Raw genomic sequence first — 21,736 nt, 5'->3', positions numbered from 1 at the left:
GTGGCGCGCGGCGAGCAGCGCCGCCGTGGCCGGCGGTCAGGAGAGGAGATCCCGGCGTCCCAGAGCGGTCAGGCCGAGGCCGGTCAGCACGGCGGCGACGAGGGTGAGCGCGCCCAGCGTGACCGGGCCCGGCGGTCCGAGGAACGGGAGGACGTGGGCGAACGGCGAGAACACCCGGAAGGTCCACTCGGGCCAGCCGAGGTGCTGGCCGACCTCCACGACGACGGCGAGGACCAGCGCACCCCAGGCGACGGGCGCGGCACCGCGACGCAGCAGCCCGACGGCGGCCACCGCGATGCCGACCATCACCCACACCGCGGGGACGAGGCTCATGGTCGTGGCGAGCACGGGGGCGAGCCGGCCGCTGCCGAGCCCGAAGCAGAGCCCGAGGATCAGCTGCAGCCCGACCGGGACCGCCAGCGCGATCGCCACGTGCCCGGCCGCCCACCGGACCCGGCTCAGCGGGAGCGCCAGCAGGAGCTCGGCGCGACCGCTGTCCTCCTCCTGTCGCAGGCGCAGCACCACCGAGACGGCGTACATCGTCGTGGGGAAGCAGGTGGCGAAGGCGAGGTAGGCGAAGAAGGCTTCGCCGGGGGTCGCCGCGCCCATCGCGTCGGCCCACAGCCGCATCCGACCACTGCCGGCGTAGCCCTCCATCGCATCGGCGCCGACGAACCCGGTCGGCAGCGCGATCGCCGCCGCGGCGGCGGCGACGGCCAGCGCGGTCGTCCTGTGCAACCGCCGGGCGAGCGCCCCGGCACCGGACAGACCGGCCGCCGCCCTCGCCGGGCCGAGGCGCGTCGCCAGCAGGCCCGCCCCGAGGTCCCGCCGGGCCGCCAGCACGAAGGCGGTCCGCACCAGGACCGCGACCAGCGCGACGACGGGGAGGAACGGCCACCACTGCTCGTCGGCGTAGGGCCGGCTGCGCTGCAGCCAGCCGTTCGGGACCAGCCACCCGAGCGTGCGGACGGCGTCCCCGCCGAGGTCGAACACCCCGCGCAGGAAGTGCAGCCCGGTGAACAGCGCGACGGCGCCGACCGTCGCCGCCCGGGCGGACCCGGTCAGCTGGGCGGCGACCGCAGCCGTCGACGCCGCGATCCACACCGACCCGCCCACGACGAGGCCGAGCACGATCGAGCCGGTCACCGGCAACCCCCACGCCACGAGTCCCGCGGCGGAGAGGGCGGCCAGCACGACCCCGGCGCCGAGCACGACCGTCAGCGCGGCGGTGAGCTGGGCGTGCCGACCGACCGGCGTCGAGCCCACCAGTTCCCGGCGGCCGGCCTCCTCCTCCCCGCGGGTGTGCCGGACCAGGAGGATGACCGCGCCGAGGGCGGCCACGAGGGTGGCGCCGGGCACCGTCTCCTGGGCGATGAGGGCGGGCACGGTGTCGTCGTAGGCCGGTCCCTGGAACAGGCGGAACACGGGGACGTCCACCATGACGTCCCGGAAGCGTTCCTCACGCGCGGCGCGGTCGGGGTAGACCGTGTCGACCGAGCTCGCCCGGCTCCACACGATGCCGAGCGTCGCCAGCATCCACACGAGGATCCCGCCCCGATCCCGGCGCAGGACGAGCCCGGCGAGGACGCGCGTGCCGGTCGTGGTCCGGTCCGTGGCCCCGGCCGGCGGGCGGCGGGTCGGGGTCGGCGCCGTGCTCACGATGCCTCCTCCACCCCGCCCGACCGGTAGTGGCGCAGGAACAGGTCCTCCACTGTCGGCGGGTCGATCGCGATGTCCCGCAGCCCGAGCGTCGCGAGCTGGGACACGACGGCGCCGACCCGGTCGCGGTCCACCCGGCAGCGCAACCGGTGACCCTCGACCGTCACGTCGTGCACTCCCGGGAGCGCTCTCACCGCGCCCGGTGGGTCGGACACCTCGGCGGTCACGGCGGTGCGGGTCAGGTGGCGCAGGTCGGTGAGTGCACCGACCTCCACGACCCGGCCGTCCCGCACGATGCTCACCCGGTCGCACAGAGCCTCGACCTCGGCGAGGAGGTGGCTGGACAGCAGCACCGTGCGCCCCCGGGCCCGCTCCTCGGCGACGCACTCGCGGAAGACGACCTCCATCACCGGGTCGAGACCCGAGGTCGGCTCGTCCAGCAGCAGCAGTTCCGTGTCGGAGGCCAGCGCCGCCACGAGGGCGACCTTCTGCCGGTTTCCCTTCGAGTAGGTCCGGCAGCGCTTCGTCGGGTCGAGCCGGAAGCGTTCGACCAGCTCGTCCCGGCGCCGCTCGTCGGCGTGACCGCGCAGCCGGGCCAGGAGGTCGATCACCTCGCCGCCGGTGAGGCTCGGCCACAGCGTGACGTCACCGGGGACGTAGGCGAGCCGCCGGTGCACCTCGACCGCCCGGTCCCAGGGATCCTCGCCGAGCAGCCGCACCGTCCCGGCGTCGGCCCGGAGCAACCCCAGCAGGATCCGCAGGGTCGTGCTCTTGCCCGCGCCGTTGGGTCCCAGGAAGCCGTGGACCTCCCCCTCGCGCACGTCGAGGTCCAGCCCGTCGAGGGCGCGGTTGCGTCCGAAGTCCTTGACCAGGCCCGTGATGCTGATCGCGGTGTTCATCGCGCCGGTGCACGGTCCGGCACGGCGCCCCAGTGTGCGAGCGCCGCGTCGAGCCCCTCCGCCGCGTGGCCGGTCCAGGCGACGTAGCCGTCGGGGCGCACCAGCGTGGGCGTCGTGTCGCCCACCTCGAGCCGCGCGACCCCCGCGGCCGGCGTCGCCAGGGGCGACCCCGGGGGGACGGTGAGCACGAACCGGCCGCCGCGCAGCGCCTCGTAGAGTCGCGTGCCGTCGGTGGCCGTCACGTCGGGGGCGCGCGTGCCGACCAGCCGGTCCACCGCGCCTGCGCCCGGGTAGGCGATGCCGATCCCGCTCAGGCGACCCCTCATCCGCGCGCCGATGGGCGGCACGCGCAACGCCGTCGCGGCGAGCCGGTTGCGGACCGCACGCGCGACGGGCGAGCGCAGCATCGCGGCGCGCAGCAGCCCCCCGCTCATCTGCACCACCATCCAGGCCACCGGGTGGCGCTCGTCGTGGTAGCTGTCGAGGAGGCCCTCGTCGCCGCGGCCCCGGAGCGCCGCGACCAGCTTCCAACCGAGGTTGACCGCGTCCTGCAGACCGGTGTTCATCCCCATCCCGCCGGCCGGGGAGTGCACGTGCGCCGCGTCGCCCGCGAGGAACACCCGCCCGACGCGGTACCGCTCGACCTGGCGCTCCTCGCTGTGGAACCGCGACATCCACCGGGGGCTGTGCATGCCCCAGTCGGTGCCGAACACCGCGCGCGCCACACCGGCGATCTCGTCGAGGGCGACGGGCGCGTCATCGGGGAGCTCGCTGTCGCCGTCCCGGGCGATGACGCGGTACCAGCCGTCGCCGTAGGGCACCACGAAGCAGAACCCACGGGCGTTGCCTTCGACGGTCAGCACCTCGGCGGGCGGGTCGGTCATCCGCACGTCGGCGAGCATCAGCGACCGCACCACCGCCTCCCCGGGGAACTCGAGGCCGAGGCGATCGCGGACGGTGCTGTGGTGCCCGTCCGTGCCGACCAGGAACGTCGCGCGCAGGGTCCGGTGCCCGGCGTCGGCGTCGGCGTCTCGGTAGGTCACCGTCACGGCGTCGTCGGCCTGCACGACGTCCTGCACCGTCGTTCCGCGTTCCACCCTCGCCCCGGCCGCCAGAGCACGCTCCTCGAGCACACGCTCGACCTCGTACTGGGGGATCACGAGCAGGAACGGGAACCGGCTCGGCAGGGTCGTGAGGTCGACCGAGACCGAGCCGAACAGCCGCAGCCCGTTCACCTCCGTCCCGGCTGCCACGAGCCGGTCGGCGACGCCCCGGGCGTCGAGCTGCTCGAGCGTGCGGGCGTGCACCGCGAAGGCACGCGTCAGGTTCGAGTCCTCGCGGCGACGCTCCAGCACGGTCACCGGCACGCCGGCCTCGGCGAGGTCGCCGGCGAGCAGCAGCCCCGTGGGCCCGGCGCCCACGACGACGACATCGGGCGTGACCTTCTCCGACCGCATCTCCATCGACACGGTTCCTCCTCTCTCGACCTGCAGGAGGGAACCCCTCCTGCGGTGGACATCAGGGTGGTGCGGCGCCGGCCACCGGATCGCCCAGCGGGACCGACGTGATTGCGCGCAGCCCGTGGAGGGCGCGGCGCGGGAGCAGGGGCAGCCGTCGTGTCACCGGACGGGGCAGCTTCGGGAGGACCCGGGCGATCTGCTGTCCGCGCCGGACCGCGCCACGGGAGCGGGGCAGCAGGCTGGCGAGCAGGGCCGGTCCGACATCCCGGCTGCGCACCACGGCCTCGCTCAGCGCGGCCTCGTAACGCCGGAAGCCGTCGGCGTGGTCACCGTCCGCGGCCGCCAGCTCGCGGGCCAGGACGAACGCACCGACGACGGCCAGGCTCGTGCCGCCACCGACGCCGGCGCCCGGCGCGTAGCCGGCGTCCCCCACGAGCGTCGTGCGGCCGCGGGTGACGGCGTTCATGCGGACCTGGCTGATCGAGTCGAAGTAGAAGGCGTCGGAGGCCTCGACGTGGTCGAGCAACCGGGGCAGCTCCCACCCGCGGTCGGCGAAGGCGTCGTGGACCACCCTCTTCTGCGCGGCGACGTCGTGCCGGTCGACGGCGAGCTCGGTGGGCGTCCGGAACATGAACACCGCGCGGGCGTCCGCGGTCGAGCGGACCGGGTAGACGACGGTCAGGGCGTCCACGGTGGGGTAGGACAGGAGCCGGCCCTCGAGCTCGAGGACGTTCGGGATCGAGGCCACGGCGATGTGGGCGCCGAGGTGGTGGCGGTACCGCGACTCCGGGCCGAAGGCCAGACGGCGCACCGTGGAGTGCAGCCCGTCCGCACCGACGACGAGGTCGAAGCGGCGGGCCGCGGCGTGGCGGAAGGTGGCCCGGACACCCTCGCTGTCCTGCTCCATCGCGGTCACCGTGTCGCCGAACAGATGCTCCACGCCGTCCCGGGTCGCCCCGTGCAGCACCCGGGTCAGCTCGTCGCGCGGGAGCTCGACGCCGCGATCCGAGATCGCGACGCCCAGCGCCCTGACGTCGACGTCGATCGGCGCCCCGCCCGAGCGGATCATGGACGAGGCGTCGTTGCGGGTGCGTGCGGCCCCCACCTCGGCCAGCAGCCCCATCCGCTCGACGACCTCGACCGCGGACCCCCACAGGTCGACGGGGTGACCACCCGCCTCGCGCACCTTCGGAGCCTGCTCGACGACGGTCGGGGCGAACCCGTACCGGGCCAGCCAGAAAGCCAGGACGGTCCCGGCCACGCCGGCGCCGGAGATCAGGACGGTGGGCTCTCGCTCGAGCATGCCGACTCCAACTCGCCGACGGAGGTGACCGACGTACGGGAGGTCCGGGCCCTCTAGGACCTCGCACCTGTACCACATGGTACATCATCTGGTGTGCCGATTGGTACAGGGATCGCGCACGGTCCGGACGCCCGCATCGCCGGTGGTCTGGCACCGCTGATCCGCGCCCGCGCCCGCGCCCACCGCCGCGACCGACCTCACCGCCGCTGCGCCTCGGCCGCCGCCCGGAGCCCCTCGGCCTCCAGCTCGACGTAGCGTCGGGAGCGCCGGGCGATCAGGGCGGCCACGACCGGAGCCAGCACGCCGCGTTGGTGCAGCCCCAACCGCAGTCGAGTGCTCCCGCCCGCCTGCGGGAGCAGCGAGTGCGTCCCGGTGGTGACCACGCCCGCCGACCGGGCGGTCCATGTCAGCTCCCGCTCCGGCACGAGCTCGGTGACCGTCCAGATCGTCGAGGGCAGGCGGGGCTGGACGATCCGGACCCGGCACCCCGGCGCGAGAGCGCCGTCCAGGACGCGGACCTCGCGCATCGACGCCGTCCACCGGGGCCAGTCCTGCGGGTCGGTGAGCACCTCCCACACCCGGGCCGAGTCGGCGCGCACGTCCCGCTCGACGGTCAGCTCCATCACGTCTCCCCCGGTCCGGGTCACATGGGACGCGAGAGGTGTACCATGTGGTACATGTCGAGGTCGAGGGCCGGCTCCCGCGAGCAGCTCGTGCGCGCGGCGGTCGAGCACTTCGCCGAGCGCGGCGTGTCGGACCGGAGCCTGCGCGCGATCGCGGAGGCCCTCGGCACCAGCCACCGCATGCTGATCTACCACTTCGGATCGCGCGAGGGCCTGCTCGCCGAGGTGGTGGCCGCGGTGGAGGCCGGCCAGCGCGAGACGCTTGCCGGGCTGACCGCCGACCCCGACGCCGACCCGGCCGACGTCGTCCGGCGCTTCTGGGAGACGGTCACCGCCGCCGCCCGGCGGTACGGGCCGCTGTTCTTCGAGCTCTCGGCGCACGCCATGCAGGGTCAGCCGCACGCCGGCCGGCTCGCGGAGACGCTGATCGAACCCTGGCTCGACCCGCTCGCGGACGTCTACCGGCGCGCCGGCGTGCCCTCGGGCGACGCGCAGGTCCGGGCGCGCCTCGGGCTCGGCGTCGCGCGCGGCCTGCTGCACGACGCCCTGGTCACCGGCGACATGGCGGGAGCCGACGCGGCCATGTCCGCCTACGTCGAGCTCGCCCTGGGTGGACCGGGACAACGACAGGAATCCGATCTCGGCCCGGGAGCCGCCTCATGAGCCTCGACCGCTCCACCTGCCCAGCGGCGAGACGCTGGACCTGCTGCGTACCGGCGCGGCCGCGTTCGAGTTCGAGGCCGTCCTGCCGCCCGGGTTGTCCGGCCCGCCCCCGCACCGGCACCGCCGGCAGGCCGAGACGTTCACCGTGCTCGCCGGCGAGCTCCGCGTTCGCCTGGGTCACGAGCGCCGGGTGCTCGCCGCGGGGGAGTCGGTGACGGTGCACCCGGGCGTCGTGCACGCCTTCGCGAACCCGACCGATCGGCCGGTCCGGATCCGGACCGTCGAGACGCCGGCGGGTCCCCTCGAGGCCCAGCTCCGCGCACTCGCCGACGCCGGCCGGCTCCCGCCGCTGCGGCGGCTGGCGCGCATCAACGTCGACCACGACTACGACTACGTGCAGCACGGCATCCCGGAAGCGCTGCAGAGGGCACTCTGGTGGCTCCTCGCGCGGGGAACCCGGCCGTCGAGCACACCGATGAGCATGCGGGAGACCTGATGCAGTTCTTCGACGCCGCCCGATACACCGCGGATCGGCCCTGGGGCGCAGTCGACATCGCCGTGATCGACTCGGCGACGATCCGCCTGCACTGGACCGACGAGCCCTACGTCTGGCACGGCAACGACGGACCGGAGGTGTTCGTCGTCCTCGACGGGGCCGTCGACATGCACTACCGCGTGGAGGAACTGGAACTCGTCGAGCGCCTCACGCCCGGACGCGTCTGCTTCGCGGAGCCCGGTGATGAGCACGTGGCACACCCCCGTCCCGAGGCCCGCGTCCTGGTGATCGAGCGCAAGGGCAGCGTCTGACCCTCGCGGGCCGACCGTGCCGCCCTCGGCCGGACCGTCGGGGCGCATGCATGACCTTGACAGTAGAGCCGCCGTGTTCGGTGTTGCGTGCTCAGCGGGCTTCGCAGCTGAGTCGGTGGACCACCTGGTATCCGCAAGGATCAGCGGGGTGAACAGCGAGCTACCGATCGGTAGCCGGGTCGCCTGGCGCGCCGTCGTCGCCGACGACGAGCTGATGGCGCTCGACGAGACCCTCGGCGGCCGGGTCGTGCAGGGTTCGTGGGACCGCGTACGCCCGCATTCGCTGGGTTGGGCCACAGCCCGGGGTCAGGACGGCGAGCTGATCGGCTTCGTCAACGTCGCGTGGGATGGTGACCGGCACGCCTTCCTGCTCGACACCAAGGTCGCACCCGCCCACCAGCGACGAGGTCTCGCCACTGGTCTTGTCAGTCTCGCGACGGCCTCCGCGCGAGCCGCCGGCTGTGAGTGGCTCCACGTCGACTACGAGGAACACCTCGCCGCCTTCTACGAGCGGTCCTGCGGGTTCGCTTTCACCCGAGCCGGCTTGATCTACTTGTCGCCCGAGCCGAGGTGAGTCCGCAAGTACCCGTGCGCCGACCGGCCGCGTGTGGCTATTCATCGGCCGCGGGGAACCCCGAGACCGGTATCCACTCATCCCGCCTCGCCCGCGCGGAGGGCAAGCCACGTTCGCCGACCGGACATGAGCGACACGAAGATCGTCACTCGCTTCGAGATGACCCGCCCCGACGAGCTGGTCGAGGCGTGTCCCGTCGAAGGCGTCGACCTCGCCGAGGTCACCGACCCAGCGGGCACCGACCTCGAGCGCATTCGACGTCTGCACGACGACATCGCCGCGCCGCACCGGTGGTCGAGCCTGTCCTGGTCACCGGAGCGCTGGCGGCGATGGCTCGAAGCCTCCGACCTGCATCACTGGTCGATCCAGCGCCACGGCACCGACATCGGCTGGGGATGCCTGCGCCAGCACGCCGAGGGCGAGGTCGAGCTCGACTCCTTCGGCCTGCTCCCCGCCACGATCGGTAACGGCTACGGCGGCCACGCGCTGACCCTGCTGGCACGCCAAGCGTGGGCTCGGATGGCTGTCCCGTCCGGTGCTGGGCTGCTCTGGCTGACCACCACGAACTGGGATCACCCGCACGCCGCCGCGAACTACCGCGCCCGCGGATTCCGTGCCACAACCACACGATCAGCGACCCTGTGAGTCCGGCGAGCCCCGGCCCTGCGGCCCATCGTCCGGACAGCCACGGCCCGGCGCATGACCCACCGGTAAGGTCCTCGCCATGGGCTGGTTCCCGACGAAGCGTCCCCGCACCGCCTGAAGGCGGCGCACCCCGCCGACCGCGCGCCTCGCGCCGGTCGGCCTCGCACGGGGGCCGACGTGGGCTCGCTCGTGATGACGTGTCGCCGCCGCGGTTTCCCTGCTTCCTCGGGACGACGCGGACGTGGATCACCACCCCACCGACCACCAGGTCGGGCCTCTGCCCTGCTCTGACGACACCACCGACCCGGCGACCGCTCTTGGCGCGCTCACCCGGTGGCTGCGCTGCCCGCACTGCGCCGCCGCGCTGCAGCCCGCATCCCCGCGAGCACTGCAATGCGGCACCGGACACAACTTCGACATCGCCCGCCACGGCTACGTCTCGCTACTGACCGGGCGACGTCCGCACCGCGGCGACGACCCACCCATGGTCACCGCGCGCGAGCAGTTCCTCGGCCGCGACCACTACCGGCCGGTGCGCTCCACCATCACCGCCCTGGCCGCCGAACACGCCCCTGTCGGCGAGCAGCTGGTCGCCGACCTCGCCGGCGGCACCGGCCACTACCTCGCGTCCGTGCTCGACGCCCTCCCCGCAGCCCGCGGGCTCGTCGTCGAGGTCTCCACCGCCGCTCTGCGCCGCGCCGCACGAGCCCACCCGCGAGCCGGCGCCATCGCCGCAGACCTGCGCAGCACGCTGCCCGTCGCCTCCGGCGCGGCCGCGGTGGTGCTCAGCGTGTTCGGCCCCCGCTCGACCACCGAGATCACACGACTCCTGCGCCACGACGGCATCCTCATCCTCGCCACCGCACGCCCCGGTCACCTCCGCGAGCTCCGCACACGTTTCCGGACCCTCGAGGTGGACCCCCGCAAGGACCAGCGGCTGCGCCAGGGCTTCGCCGAGTTCGACGTCCTCGACGACCAGAGCGTCGAGTGGCGTCTGGCCCTCGAACGCCACGACGTGAAGAACCTGGTCGCGATGGGACCAAGCGGTCACCACCTCGACGAGGCGGAGCTGGAGGCCGCAGTCGCCGGCCTGCCCGAGGTGTCCGGAGTCAGCGCGGCAGTGTCGGTGACAGTGCTGCAGCACCGGCGGTGACCACAGCCTCAGGACACGCGTGCGGCGAGGGCGGCGTACTTGCGATCCGGACGTTCAGCCACCTGATGGCGCACACGCTCGAGCTCGGTGAATCCCGCGGCGGTGAGGCGCTGAGCGAAGACATCGACCGGCCAGCGGTAAGCACTGACGACCGCGTGATCGAACTCGGCGACCTCGTCGTCGCTGTCGAAGAAACCGACGACGAGCACCCCGGACGAGACCAGGAGGCGCCTGAACCCGGCGAGTGTGCGGTCGAGCTCCGCCGGTGGCAGGTGGATCGTCGAGTACCAGGACAGCAGGCCGGACACCGGATGCTCGGGGACGCCCATCTCGGTCATCGAGCCCAGTCGGAACGCCGGGCCGGGATGAGCGGCGCGGGCATGCGCGATGAACTCCGGGACCATGTCGATGCCGGTCACGTCGACGCCGAACGAATGCAGGTAGGCGCTCCAATGGCCAGATCCGCACCCGAGATCGAGCACAGGCCCGGACAGGCCGGTCAGGTGCCGGCGGATGAGGGCGGCATCGCCCTCCTGGGCCTGCCAACCGGCCGCGTCGTCGAACAGCCCGATGTACTGCTCAGACATCGAGGAGTACGCGTCGCGCACCGAGCCCGGGTGGTCCATCGCCGAGAGTCGAGGAATGACCACAGGCCTGACGGCGCGGGCGCCACTCCCGCGCCGAGAGCGTCGCCGGGCAGCTGGCACTCGGTGCTCCGCATCGGCCATCGGCACGGGAGGGACAGCCGGTCAGGGTCGCCTGGTGCACCGCTTAGCGCCCATAGACCGAGACGTGCAGGCGGCTGTCGGCGGTGAACGGCTCTCGCTTCCACCCGCCCCAGCGCTGGTGTAGTCGCAGCCCGGCCAGGCGAGCCATGAGGTCGAGCTCGGCGGGCCAGGCGTAGCGGGTGACCACCGGGAAGAGCTGCACTCCATCGGCGCCGAAGGAAACATGGCTCTCGTCGAGGCGCTGGGTGACCGGGTCGTGGCGAGCGACGTCGAGCTGGACATGGGCGAGGCCCACGGCCTCGGCGTTGACGTGCTGGTGGTCGCGCAGCCGGTACAGGAAGGCCGGTACGAAAGCTTCGACGAGGAACACGCCCTCGGAGTCGAGATGGCGGGCGACATTGCTGAAGCACCGGACCTGCTCGTGCTGGCTGAGCAGGTTGAACAGCGAGTTGAACACGATGTACACCAGCCGGTAGGTGTGCTCGAGGATCACCTCGGCCATATCGCCCATGGCGATCGCGAGGTCCTGTCCGCCGGGCTTGGAGCGCAGCTTGGCCACCATCGCTGGCGAGAGCTCGATCCCGTCGACGCGGACGCCGTGAGCAGCGAGCGGCAGGGCGATCCGGCCCGTGCCGATCGCGAGCTCGAGCGCGGGCCCGCCCGCGGCGAGCTCGCTCAACAACGCCACGGCGTCGTCCTCGTCCCCGCGGAGGCTGGCGTCGTAGACCTCGGCAGTCCGTTCGCCGAAGCTGTCGATTGGTCGGTAGTCCTCCACAGCCCCAGCGACGCACGCGGCGGCCCGTAGGGCAACCGGATTCCCTCCCGCTGAATCCGGCCAGCCTGCTCATCGATCCTCTCCTCCATACGAGCGAGCAGCATCTGACAGCGCCAACTGCAGCTGGCTCGCGCGCACGTCGCATGGAGCTGATCTACGAAGATCGACCACAGCGACGTCGCGGGGGTTGCCCGGCCTGCGAGTGTTTCCGGCGGCAGCGCCTCCCGCGCGGCCACGGCGCCGTCCTCGATGTTGGCCCTGGGATGAGCCGGGCCCGTCAGAAGGCGGGGGCGGCGGGCGTCTTGATCCTCACGGCGAGGATGCCTGTGATGGCGACGAGGGCGACGGGGAGGGCCAGCGTCGCCTGGGCGCCGTAGATCTCGACGGTGCTCCCGGCGAGGTAGCTGCCGAGCGCCGTGCCGGCCAGGACCGCGGAGAACAGCCAGGTGAAGGCCTCGGTGAGGGTGCCGGTGGGGGCGAGCTCGCCGATGAGGTTGAACTGGCAGGTGCTGACCGGGCCGATGGCCAGGCCGGCGACGACGAGCAGGAGGCCGAGCACGGCGAGGTTGGTTCCCAGGACCAGCGGCGCGGTGCCCGCGGTCAGGACGAGAAGCCAGCGCCGGTACTGGCTGGCCATGGACGTGGTGGGGCTGCGGGCGCCATAGAACACGCCGCCGGCGATGCTGCCGACGCCGATCAACGCCAGCAGCAGCCCGCTCCAGCCGGCTGCATCGACCGACACCGCGTAGGCGACGACGCTGGCTTCCAGCGCGGCGAAAGCTGCCGCGGCGACGATGGCGGTGAGCAGGACCGCGACCAGGCGGGGTTGGGTCAGCGGCCCGAGCAGATGCAGGGACTCGTGGCGGCGCGGCGTGGACCGCACCGCGGGGGACGCGGCGACCGCGAGGTTGCCGACCAGGGTGAGCGCGGCGAGCACCAGCACCGCGGTCGAAGGGCTCGACGCCGTCGCCAGCGCCGCCACGAGAGGTGGGCCGACGATGTAGAAGATCAGCTGGAGCAGCAGGGAGTCCAGCGCGAACGCCGCCCGCGCGAGGTCGGGGGCGGTCACGACCCGCTGCCAGACCGCGCGGGTCACCGGGCCGACCGGTGGGACCAACAGCCCGGCCAACCCGACGGTGCTCAGCAGGGGCGCCGGGTCCTGACGTGCGGTGGTCGCGGTGACGACGACGCCGACCAGCGCGACCGGCTGGGCGATCCCCGTGATGAGCAGGATCCATGAGGGTCCGAAGCGGTCGGCGAGACGGCCGCGGGCCGGGCTGGCGACCGCGCTGGCCAGCGCGAAGCACCCGACCGCCGCCCCGGCTTGCCCGAAGGAGCCGGTGCGGGCCTGGACGAGCAGCAACAGAGCCAGGCTGCTCATGCCCAACGGCAGCCGCGCGAGCACCGAAGCCGCACCCAACGGCGCCACTCCTGGCACTCGCGCCAGACGCCAGTAGCGCCCCAGGCCGTCGGGTCTGTTCATGGGGATGATTCAGGAGCGGCGGGCCGCTGGCCGGCGAGCCGAGGTGAGGCCCGCTCCAGGCGATCAGAGGCGGACGGTGGAGCCGTACGTGGGCCGGCTCGACGAGGGTCGGGCGGCGAGCGCCGTGTGGACGGACGCGGCGGAAGCCTCGGCGAGGGGCATGCGCACGTGGGAGGTGGGGATGCGACCGTCGGCGTGGAGAACGGCCTTGAGCACCGCGGGGCTGGGCTCGGCGAACAGCGCGTGGATCAGCGGCAGCAGCGCCTCGGCGTGGGCTCGTCCCTCGACGACCAGCCCGTCGAGCCCTGCTTCGATCATCGCCACGAAGCGCTCGGTGCACAGGTGCGCCGAGGCCGTGATCGCGCCCGTGGCCCCCATCAGTGTCAGAGGGAACAGGAATGGGTCGTCGCCACCGAGGACCGCGAGCTGTTCGGGGCGGGTCCGGGCCAGCACCGCGAGGGTGTCGGAGTCGATCGCGCCGACGGCCTGCTTGACCCCGGCGACGTTGTCGGTGGCGGCGAGCTCGCAGAGTGCCTCGGCGCCGAGCCCGCGTCCGGTGCGGTAGGGGATGTTGTAGAGCACGACCGGCACCGGCGAGCGCGCCGCCACGGTCTGGAAGTGGGCGACGATGGCGGTCTCGGAGGGACGCACGTAGTAGGGCACCACCGCTAACGAGGCGGAGGCGGCGGGCACGTGGGCGAGGGCGGCGTGGCGGGCCAGGGTGGTGCGGGTGTCGTTGGTGCCGGCCCCGACGAGCAGCTCGGCGCCCCGGTCGGCACAGACCTCGGCGACCGCCCGAACCACCGCGGCGCGCTCGGCGTCGTCCAGCGAGGTCGCCTCACCGGTGGTTGCCAGCGCGACCAACCCCGTCACCCCGGCATCGAGGTAGTGCGCGGCCAGGGACTGCAAGCTGCCGAGGTGAACCCGATCCCGCTCGTCGAACGGGGTGATCAGCGGGACGTACACCCCGCGCAGCGTCAACGACGTCGCCATCACCGCACGGTAATCCCCAGCTCGGCCGGAAGCCGGTGACGCCGCCCCCGGCGCTGAGGTCCGGAACCTCGCTGTCGTTCGACGATCGGTCCACAGCCAGGTGCCGCTTCACCTGCGCCGTCCGGGCGGGCCAACCCACTCGGGTCGTCCGGTGAAGTGCGCACGGTGAGGCCACCCAAGGCGGGATGGTGGCCCCTCCCGCTCAGAGAAACACGAGCTGGATGAGGGTGACCCGACGCTCGTGCTCGCTGACCATGAACAACACGAACCCTCGTCCCTCCGCCCCGAAGGACACGGTGCGCGAACCGTGAGGGGTGGACGGAACGTAGGGCTGGCCGACCGACCAGGGCGCGACCTCGAGGGCAGCGCGCAGCTCGGCGAACGGGCCCACCAGATCGTCGGGCAACGCGTCGATGGTGGCGGCGACTTCCGGGCCGACGGGCTCGACGGAATACACCCGTCTACATGCCCGCCTTCTCGCGACTGACCGCGAACGGCTCGTCGTCAGGTGACGGCTCGCCGGTCATCAACTCGGCCACCTGGCGCACCGAACGACGGAACGCGTCCGAGTCGGACTGCAGCGCAGCGATCTGACGCCAGCGCTCGACCACCGCCTGGACCCCACCCAGATCCAGTGAGCGTCGTGCCTCGTCCAGCGCGGCTTCGTACTCGGCGACGAACCTCTCGCGGTCCTCGGGCAGCAACCAGCTGCGGACCACTGCCGGCGACGCACCGCGCAGCAACGGATGCGGCGCCTCCGGGCCCCCGCCGGCCTCGTGCTCGATCGCCGTCATGGGCTCACGGTAGCCACCCGGAAGGCGTCGAGGGGAGACGGTACGGATCGCCGAGCCGTGTCGGTCGAGGCTGGCGCCTCGGCAACTTGGGGTCTCCGCACTGGGTCAGCCTGCCGCTCGGCAGTGGGCGGCCTCGAGCATGAGGGGCGAGAGCGAGGAGTCGATCAACAACAGGAGCTACGGTCAGCACATGCCCAGCTCAGCGGCGCTCTTGGCCTTCTTCCTCGGCACCGTGGTGTTCTTGGTGGTCCCCGGACCGGGCATGCTGTTCATCCTGGGCCGGGCGATCGCGCTGGGCTCGCGCGCTGCCCTGGTGACCGCGGCAGGTAACTACGCGGGTGTGCTGGTCCTGTTGGCCGGGGTGTCGGTGGGTGTCGGCGTGCTGGTGGAACGCGTGGCGGTCGCGCTCGTGGTCCTGAAGTTCGTCGGCGCCGCCTACCTCGTCTGGCTCGGCGTGCAGGCCTACCGCCATCGCGGGCGGCTTGCCGTGGCGCTGCACGAGCCGTCCAGCACACCCCGGCCCGCGCAGGCCTTCCTCGAGGGCTCGGTGGTAGGGCTGACCAACCCCAAGGCCATCGTCTTCTTCGCCAGCGTGCTACCGCAGTTCACTGACCCGACGCAGGGGACAGTTGGCCTTCAGGTCGCCGTCTTCGGGCTGGTGTTCTGCACCCTCGCCGCGTTGATGGATGCCGGGTGGGCCCTCGGTGCCGGCACAGCGCGAGATTGGTTCGCCACCTCACCCAAGCGCGTGCGCCGCCTCGGCGGCGCCGGCGGCCTCACCATGATCGGGCTCGGCATCGGTGTCGCCGCCACCGGGCGCAACCCATGAGCCGCGACCGTCGTTCCGACGCGGCGGCGAGGTCGGTCGATATCGACGCATGCCGGCGCTACCCTCAAGTTCGCCTGGCGTAGTGCTCATGGCCGGAGGGAGGGACCGTCATGCCCGTCGAGATCGGCTACGTCCCCGCCGGCACCACGGTCGCGGGGGAGCTGGACGTCGAGATCCCAGGTGGCCTCCCCGCGAGCACCACCGACCTTCTGGTCGCCGCCCCGAAGACCGTGTCGGTGCTCTACGCGGTTCTTGCAGTGGATGAGCGCTTTGAGGAGGCCGACCGCATCCTGGCTGCTCACCACGCGGGCATCGAGACCCTGATCATCGGGCTCAACGAGCGGGCCTCTCGCGCATTGGTCTATCGCGAGGACCCGCGGCTGACGCCGGCGACACGGCTGACGCAGGTGCTCGAGGCCGAACCGGACGCGATTCCGGAACGCCGCGAGGATCTGGCTCGTCAGATCCGCGCCGAGCTCCGCGATCCGGCGGTGGTCGAGCACGTGGAGTCGACAGGGCTGCGGATCAACCAGCTCTCCCATCGCGCCCACGACAATGACCGCGGCGACCCTCACCTGCACACCCACGTGTTCGTGGATGCCGAGGTCATCGGCCTGGCCGACGGCCGCGAGTATCCCCGTGATCCACGGGCGTTGTGGGATGCGCTGGGTCCGCTGATGCAGAGCTACGACTACCGGCTTGCCACCGCGCTGACTCGCTCGCTCGGGATCCAGATGGTGCTCGACGAGCGCAGCGGCCGGCGCGAAGCAGGCAACGTGAAGGAACAGGCAGTGGCCTCCTGGCCGGGCACCGCGTGTGTGTCCGACCGGCGTTTCCACCAGCTCCCGGCGCACCGGTGGCTGGAGCCGAGCCGGTAGTCGCCGCGCTCGCGGGCCGCCCGCTGGGCCCTACTGCGGCTCAGCGGCTGCGGTCGTAGGGGTTGGCTTGCTGGCGGGCGGGGTCCTGCCAGGGGTTGCGCTGGGGCTGTGGCTGTTCGCGCTGCCGGTCACGCTCGGGGCTCTGGTGGGTGCGGCGGTCGTGGCGCTCGGTCTCCTGGGCGGCGCGTTCGGCCTTGCGCTGCTCGGTGATCGTGCGGGCCTCGCGGGCCTGGTCGACCGCGTTCTGGAGGTCCTCGCGGGTGCGGAACCGGGTTGGGGTCCGCCCCCCGTGCTCGGGCTCGGCGCGGTGGCCGCGCCCGCTCTGGGGCTCGATCGTGGCCTCGGTGGCGCGCTCTTCGTCGCCGCGGTCGGTGGTCGTCTCGGTCGCAGCGTGGGTCTCGCGCTGGTCTGGCTCACGCTCGGAGCGCTGCTGGTCCTCATCCTTCTTGGTGGACGCGGCCTGCTGCGTGTGCTGCTGGTCCGGCCCGCGCTCAGCGCGCCGACTCTGATCCTTCTGGCCCTCGTCCTGGCGCGCGCGCTGGTCGGCGAGCGCGTCGCGCTGGGTCTCGGTGAGGACCTGGTCGGGATCGACCTCTCCGTGGCGGGCTTCGCGGGCGGCCGCGCGGGCGGTTTCGGCCTCGGCGCGCTCGGCGGCGACCTCGGCCGCCCGGGCGTGCAGGAGCTCGGTGTCGTCACGTTGCCCAACCGGGTCAAGGCGCTGCCCATGCTCGGCGCGAACCTGGGCGGCCGCGCGGGTGAGGTTGTCGCCGCGGACCGCGGCTTCGCGTCCGGCCTGGTCGAGCCGACCGTCGGGGTCGACCTCGGTCTGGCGCTGCGCGTGGGCCGCGTGCAGTCGATCGACGAAGCCCTGGTGCCGGGCAGCGCGAGCCGCTACGGCGTAATCGGCCTCAGCGACCAGGTCGGCGTACCGCTGCTGCGGGGTCTGCTCACGGTCGCCGAGACCGTCTCTGTCTGGGTCGGCGCGACCGTCGCGGGCGGTCTCGCCGTCGCGAGCCACCTCGACGTCGTCTGCCAACGGGCGCTCGCCGTCGGTTCCGTCCCGCCCGGACTGGCTGCTGGTCTCCTCGAGGGAGGGTCCGTCGGTGAGCACGTTGCGGCGCTGGAGTTCGCGGGCAGCGTGTTCGGCGTGGTGGCGGTCGGTGTCGGTCTCGCCGAGCCAGCCCTGCCGGGCTTCGTGGATCTCGCGCAGCGCGGCGGCGCGGTCCTGCTGCCGCGATACGTGGTCCTTGAAGCCGGCCAGCTTGCTCGCGCTGGCGGCCCGCTCGTCGGGGTCGCTCAGGGTGGCGAGATGCTGTTCTTCGAGGGTGGCCTTGGTTTCGTAGCGCACCCGGCGCTGCTCGGTGCTGCGCAGCAGGTCCGCGACGTAGGCCGGGGCCCAGGCCTGCTCACGGGCGTACCGGTCGACCATCACCTGCAGCTCGCCGTCGCTGGCGGCGGCGTAGTCGCGCTGGTCGGCCGGAGCGCCCAGCGCGCCCCAGGCGCGTTCCCAGGCCGCGCGTGCGTCGGGGTTCTCCCGCGACGGCGCCGGCCCGAGCGCCACGGCCTCGGGCAGGTCGTGCGCGCCGATCCATTCCCGGGCCCCGGCGACGGCCCCGGCCCGCTCGATCCACTGGGCGCGTGCAATCGGGTCGTCGGGCACCGGCCCGAGCGCCGGCGCGTCGAGCGCCCATTGCGGCGGATCCTCGGCGAGCTGCTCGCCGAGCACGCTCTCGCGGCGATCCATCGCCTCGGCCAGCTCCGCGCGGAACCGCGCGAGGTCGCCGCCGCGGCCGTCGTCGACGCCGTGGGTGCGCCCGGCCCAGCTGGTCGCGACGGGCTGGGGCGCATCCCCGACCGCGCGGTGCAGGCGGTGGCGCAGCACATCGGAGATCGACTCGGCGTCGCCGAGGGAGCGTTGGGCGACCAGCTGCGGCAGGAGCTGCTCGGGGCGGTGCCCGGCCAGTTCGGCGCCGCGCACGGCGCGCCAGAACCGGTCGACGCCGTCCTCGTCGTCGAGACGGTCCATGGTGGCCGGGTCGAGGGTGCCGACGAGGATGTCGGCGTAGCGGTCGCGGTTCTGCTCGTCGCCGATGGTCTTCCACGCGACCCCGAGCGCGGAGATGCTCTCGGCGAGGTCGAGCTCAGCGCGCAGCGTGTCGGTCGCGGTGCGCTGCGCGGTGTCCTGCTCCAGGCCGTGGGTCAGGACCTGGAACCGGTCGCTGCGCAGCGGCTCGACGTAGCGCTCGTCGTCGACCTCAGCGCGGCTGATGACGAACGCCCAGTTCCCGTCGCGGCCGCGGGTCATCCCCACATAGATCTGCTCGCGCGTCGACTTGACGTCGAAGATGTTGATCGACTGCCCGACGGTCACGCCTTGGGCGGCGTGGTTGGTGACCGCGTAGGCCAGAGTGGTGTGCTCGGCCAGGTAGGACCCTGACAGGGTCACCTGCCCGGCCTCGGTCTTCGCGCGACCACGAGCGTCGATCTGCTCGACCCGCACCGACCCGTCGTCGTGGCGCTCCACGACGTGCCAGATGTCGCGGTTGACCACCGGCCGCCCGCTGCTGGTGCGGTTCTGCCAGTCGTTGCGGCGGGTCTGGATCAGGTCGCCGACCCCGGCGAGGTTCCCGTCGCGCAGCGCCGTGGCCGCGGTGTCATCGGTGGAGACCACCCCGTAGGCCTGCAGCTGGGCGCGCAGCTCCCCGGACAGCGTCGCGGCCTGGTCGTTGCGGGGCACGATCAGCAGCGACGCGTCCCCGCGCAGCCGCGAGGCCAGGAACATGTCCTTGGCCTGCGTGCGCATGCCATCCTCGTCGCCCTCGAACAGCCGCCCGTGCGCGTCGTAGGTCTGCAGCACCGAGGGGTGTCCTTCGCGCAGCCCCAGCGAGGCCTCCCGCTCCCAGTCCTGGCTGAACCGCACGACCTCGTCGAGCTGGAAGGTCGGGACCTCCCCGGCGAGCTGGCGCAGCGCCCCGCCGGCCCCGACCGCGTCGAGCTGGGCGTGATCCCCGGTGAACACCAGCTTCGCGCCGGCGGCTTCGGCGATGCGCTGGATGCGGTCGAGCTGCTCGGTGGCGGCCATGCCGGTCTCGTCGACGACCAGCAACGTGCCCGGCTCGAGCTCGGCCTGCGGCAGCCCGGTCTCCGGGTCGGGCTCGTAGGCCCCCAGGAACTTCGCGGTGTTGATCGCGTCGAGCCCGTCTTCGCGCAGTACGTCGGTCGCGATCTGCGAGGTCGCCAACCCGAGCACCGGGGCCTGGTGCTCGCGCTGCCACGCCTCGGTCAGGGCGGCCACCGTGAACGACTTCCCCGTGCCTGCAGGCCCGATCAACACGTCGACCTGGCGGTCCGAGCCCAGGATGCCCTCGACCGCGGCGCGCTGACCGGAGTTCAGCCCGACCTCGCCGATCTCGCGTGACACTGCCGCGATGTGCGAGGGAGCCAGCACCGGCGCCCCACCGCGCCCGGCGGCCGCGGACAACCGATCCTCGGCGGCGAGCTGGCCCTCGGTGGCGAACCGCTCGGGCATCGGCCGGGAGAACCGCGACAGTCCGTCCTCGGAGCGCCGCGCCGCCGCCGGGGTCACCACGACCTCCGGCGGCACCAGCCCGACCACCTTCGTGTCCGCCCCCGGCGCGACCGCCTCGCGCACCAGCCCGGCCAGCAGCTCCTTGCGCTCCTGCTCGGACATCGAGGAGTCGATCGGCAGCTTCATGTTGATCGCTGCTTCGAGGTCCTGCGCGGTCCAGGACGCCCGCCGCAGCTGCACTTCCGCCACCGCAGAGGAGATCACCGCGCCGCGATCGAAGTGTGCTGGCGCGCTCTCCATGTTCCGTTCCGGAACCACGTTTATTGAGGCGAGGTCAACGACCCGGCCGTCGGCGAACTCCTGCCTGGTAGCGCGCCACTGGTCGTGCTGCTCGGCCTGGGTCTGCGGTTCGGGCTTGGCCGGTCGGGTCTTGAGCGATGCGGTCTTGTACATCATGAACAACTCGCGGGCCTCGGGCGCGCGCCCGTGGTTGGCGGTGTAGTCGGCGATGTAGCGCCGGACTTCCTGCTCGATCTGCCCGCGCCGCGACGAGAACGCCTCGCAGACCTCCTGGCTGACGCCCTCGATCTCCCAGCCGTTGCCGTCGACCCGCTCGACCGCGGACACCCCGAGGTCACGCTGCAGTGCTTCGAACATTGTCCGCTGGTAGACCGCGTCCGCGGCCCGCTTGACCTGATACAGCCCGCGGCCATCGATGGAGCGCCACTTGGGCTGTCCGTGCTTGTCCCGGTCAGCGCACTGGACACGGTTGGGGACAAGGACATGCGAATGGATCTGCGGGTCCCCTGTCCGCGAGGTGGTGTGGTCGAACCGGACAGCGGTCCACTGGTTGGCCGCGACCCACTCCCCCACCGACCGGCCGTCCGGGGCCTTGCCGTGATACCCGCGTCGTGACCAGCCCGCGGTGTCCTCGACGTAGGACAACCCCGCGGCCACACCCTCGCGGTGGGCCTCCCACACCTTCTCCGCCTCGGCCATCCGTCCCTCGACCGCCAGCGCCGCGTAGAGCACCGACACACTCTTGGTCGCCGAGAACGCCAGGTCCCAGTACGCCACCGGCGAGGACTGCGACCCGCGGATCTGCCATTTCAGCTCGTCCCGCCGCTCCGGGGTCGCATCCGGCTCGCGCTCCAGCGCCTCCTTGAGCTTGGCTTCCGCGCTCTTGTAGCGCCGGTGCCGCGCCCCCAGCGCCTCGCCGGTGACCGGGTGCTCGAGCCGCTCGAACACCGCCCGCGCGTCCGCCTCGCGGATCGTCTCCCCGGGGGCGAAGCCGAACGCCGCCAGCCCCGACCCGATCCACACCCCCGACGGCTCCCCGCGGCGCTCCCCCACCCCGCCGGCGTCGTCGGAGTGCTCGGCCTGCTCGGTGCGGTCGGTGTAGTAGCCCAGCGACGCTTCCTGCCCGCGACCCTCGGCGCCGCGGCCCTGCCCGTTGCCGTCGTGTTCGCGTCCGTCGTGTTCGCGACCGTCGTGCTCGTGGCCCTCGCCGGCGCGCTCCGGGCCCTCAGGCCCGTCGAGCTCGACCGCCCGGTCCCGCTCGGCGCAGCCCTGCTGACGAAGGAAGTAATCCAGCGCGCCAGGCCCCGCGTGCACCGGCGTCGCGGTCATCGTCACAGCGACCACCGTACCAAGATCATTAAATAATGCACAGGTGTTAGCTGCTTGTGCGCGTCAAAGTGCTGGGGCATGCTCAGTCCTGATGCACGCACCTCGCTCTGGGGAAGCGCTCCGCGCGACCTGCTCTTCCTCACCAACCCAAGATCACCGCGCACGATCACCGACCACTCGAAGCACTGACCACAGCCTCGACCGCAGATCTGATCTCGCACCTGACTGCCGAACCCTGACGAGCAGATGCCGCCCAAGAAGTTCGAAGCATCCGCAGGTACGAGCAGTCAGCAGCTGGAAGGAGCCGCCCGC

20 protein-coding genes are annotated in these 21,736 nt (G+C 72.7%); 8 read left to right on the top strand and 12 right to left on the bottom strand.

The annotated features are described in order from the left end of the window. Positions 1-36: 36 nt before the first annotated feature. The 5 genes from AC2A1K_RS12915 to AC2A1K_RS12895 all read right to left on the bottom strand — a co-directional run bounded on the left by AC2A1K_RS12915 (position 37) and on the right by AC2A1K_RS12895 (position 5,944). Complete coding sequence (locus tag AC2A1K_RS12915; protein WP_483896705.1) at positions 37-1,659, bottom strand: ABC transporter permease; 1,623 nt, start codon at positions 1,657-1,659, stop codon at positions 37-39. Then, entirely contained in the window at positions 1,656-2,558 is a 903-nt protein-coding gene (locus tag AC2A1K_RS12910) for an ABC transporter ATP-binding protein (protein WP_483896704.1), read from the bottom strand. The genes AC2A1K_RS12915 and AC2A1K_RS12910 overlap by 4 nt, the downstream gene beginning before the upstream one ends. Further along, positions 2,555-4,021 carry an FAD-dependent monooxygenase gene (locus AC2A1K_RS12905; protein ID WP_483896717.1) on the bottom strand — a complete coding sequence of 489 codons (1,467 nt, stop codon included), beginning with the start codon at positions 4,019-4,021 and terminating at the stop codon, positions 2,555-2,557. Before AC2A1K_RS12905 ends, AC2A1K_RS12910 begins: the two co-directional genes overlap by 4 nt. 55 nt (positions 4,022-4,076) lie before the next feature. Next, positions 4,077-5,321 (bottom strand): FAD-dependent monooxygenase, encoded by a 1,245-nt coding sequence (locus AC2A1K_RS12900; RefSeq protein WP_483896703.1) that lies wholly within the window; start codon positions 5,319-5,321, stop codon positions 4,077-4,079. 197 nt (positions 5,322-5,518) lie between these two features. After that, complete coding sequence (locus AC2A1K_RS12895; RefSeq protein WP_483896702.1) at positions 5,519-5,944, bottom strand: SRPBCC family protein; 426 nt, start codon at positions 5,942-5,944, stop codon at positions 5,519-5,521. A 54-nt stretch (positions 5,945-5,998) separates the two neighbouring features. Between AC2A1K_RS12895 and AC2A1K_RS12890 the strand changes: the two genes are divergently transcribed. The 6 genes from AC2A1K_RS12890 to AC2A1K_RS12865 all read left to right on the top strand — a co-directional run bounded on the left by AC2A1K_RS12890 (position 5,999) and on the right by AC2A1K_RS12865 (position 9,786). Further along, positions 5,999-6,607 (top strand): TetR/AcrR family transcriptional regulator, encoded by a 609-nt coding sequence (locus AC2A1K_RS12890; protein WP_483896701.1) that lies wholly within the window; start codon positions 5,999-6,001, stop codon positions 6,605-6,607. Continuing rightward, positions 6,555-7,103 (top strand): cupin domain-containing protein, encoded by a 549-nt coding sequence (locus AC2A1K_RS12885; protein ID WP_483896700.1) that lies wholly within the window; start codon positions 6,555-6,557, stop codon positions 7,101-7,103. Before AC2A1K_RS12890 ends, AC2A1K_RS12885 begins: the two co-directional genes overlap by 53 nt. After that, complete coding sequence (locus AC2A1K_RS12880; RefSeq protein ID WP_483896699.1) at positions 7,103-7,414, top strand: hypothetical protein; 312 nt, start codon at positions 7,103-7,105, stop codon at positions 7,412-7,414. Before AC2A1K_RS12885 ends, AC2A1K_RS12880 begins: the two co-directional genes overlap by 1 nt. Positions 7,415-7,460: 46 nt before the next feature. After that, complete coding sequence (locus AC2A1K_RS12875; RefSeq protein ID WP_483896698.1) at positions 7,461-7,988, top strand: GNAT family N-acetyltransferase; 528 nt, start codon at positions 7,461-7,463, stop codon at positions 7,986-7,988. 126 nt (positions 7,989-8,114) lie between these two features. Beyond that, positions 8,115-8,633 (top strand): GNAT family N-acetyltransferase, encoded by a 519-nt coding sequence (locus AC2A1K_RS12870; RefSeq protein ID WP_483896697.1) that lies wholly within the window; start codon positions 8,115-8,117, stop codon positions 8,631-8,633. A 241-nt stretch (positions 8,634-8,874) separates the two neighbouring features. Further along, positions 8,875-9,786, top strand: a complete 912-nt coding sequence (locus AC2A1K_RS12865; protein WP_483896696.1) for a putative RNA methyltransferase — start codon at positions 8,875-8,877, stop codon at positions 9,784-9,786. Positions 9,787-9,794: 8 nt separating this feature from the next. On the opposite strand, the gene AC2A1K_RS12860 is transcribed toward AC2A1K_RS12865, so the two are convergent. From AC2A1K_RS12860 to AC2A1K_RS12835, 6 genes are all read right to left on the bottom strand, one after another. Then, a complete protein-coding gene (locus tag AC2A1K_RS12860) occupies positions 9,795-10,412 on the bottom strand; it encodes a class I SAM-dependent DNA methyltransferase (RefSeq protein ID WP_483896695.1) in 618 nt (205 codons plus the stop codon). 145 nt (positions 10,413-10,557) lie between these two features. Then, positions 10,558-11,202 (bottom strand): class I SAM-dependent methyltransferase, encoded by a 645-nt coding sequence (locus AC2A1K_RS12855; protein ID WP_483896694.1) that lies wholly within the window; start codon positions 11,200-11,202, stop codon positions 10,558-10,560. Between the two features lie 364 nt (positions 11,203-11,566). Further along, positions 11,567-12,772 carry an MFS transporter gene (locus AC2A1K_RS12850; RefSeq protein ID WP_483896693.1) on the bottom strand — a complete coding sequence of 402 codons (1,206 nt, stop codon included), beginning with the start codon at positions 12,770-12,772 and terminating at the stop codon, positions 11,567-11,569. Positions 12,773-12,835: 63 nt separating this feature from the next. Then, on the bottom strand, positions 12,836-13,765 hold the full coding sequence (locus tag AC2A1K_RS12845; RefSeq protein WP_483896692.1) for a dihydrodipicolinate synthase family protein: 930 nt from the start codon (positions 13,763-13,765) through the stop codon (positions 12,836-12,838). A 202-nt stretch (positions 13,766-13,967) separates the two neighbouring features. Continuing rightward, entirely contained in the window at positions 13,968-14,171 is a 204-nt protein-coding gene (locus AC2A1K_RS12840; protein ID WP_483896691.1) for a hypothetical protein, read from the bottom strand. A gap of 55 nt (positions 14,172-14,226) precedes the next feature. Next, positions 14,227-14,559, bottom strand: coding sequence for a DUF6247 family protein (locus AC2A1K_RS12835; protein WP_483896690.1), 333 nt, complete (start codon positions 14,557-14,559; stop codon positions 14,227-14,229). A gap of 190 nt (positions 14,560-14,749) precedes the next feature. Here AC2A1K_RS12835 and AC2A1K_RS12830 point away from each other — a divergent pair, with 190 nt between their 5' ends. Together AC2A1K_RS12830 and AC2A1K_RS12825 are read left to right on the top strand one after the other, a co-directional pair. After that, the gene (locus AC2A1K_RS12830) at positions 14,750-15,388 is read left to right on the top strand and encodes a LysE family translocator (RefSeq protein WP_483896689.1); all 639 of its coding nucleotides are present in this window, start codon (positions 14,750-14,752) and stop codon (positions 15,386-15,388) included. Between the two features lie 110 nt (positions 15,389-15,498). Next, on the top strand, positions 15,499-16,266 hold the full coding sequence (locus AC2A1K_RS12825) for a relaxase domain-containing protein (RefSeq protein WP_483896688.1): 768 nt from the start codon (positions 15,499-15,501) through the stop codon (positions 16,264-16,266). 40 nt (positions 16,267-16,306) lie between these two features. On the opposite strand, the gene mobF is transcribed toward AC2A1K_RS12825, so the two are convergent. After that, complete coding sequence (gene mobF, locus AC2A1K_RS12820) at positions 16,307-21,424, bottom strand: MobF family relaxase (protein ID WP_483896716.1); 5,118 nt, start codon at positions 21,422-21,424, stop codon at positions 16,307-16,309. Positions 21,425-21,736 lie beyond the last annotated feature (312 nt).

This window comes from Actinomycetospora sp. 2LY8.5 (genome assembly GCF_057180585.1).
This window is presented reverse-complemented; position numbering and strand designations above follow the sequence as displayed.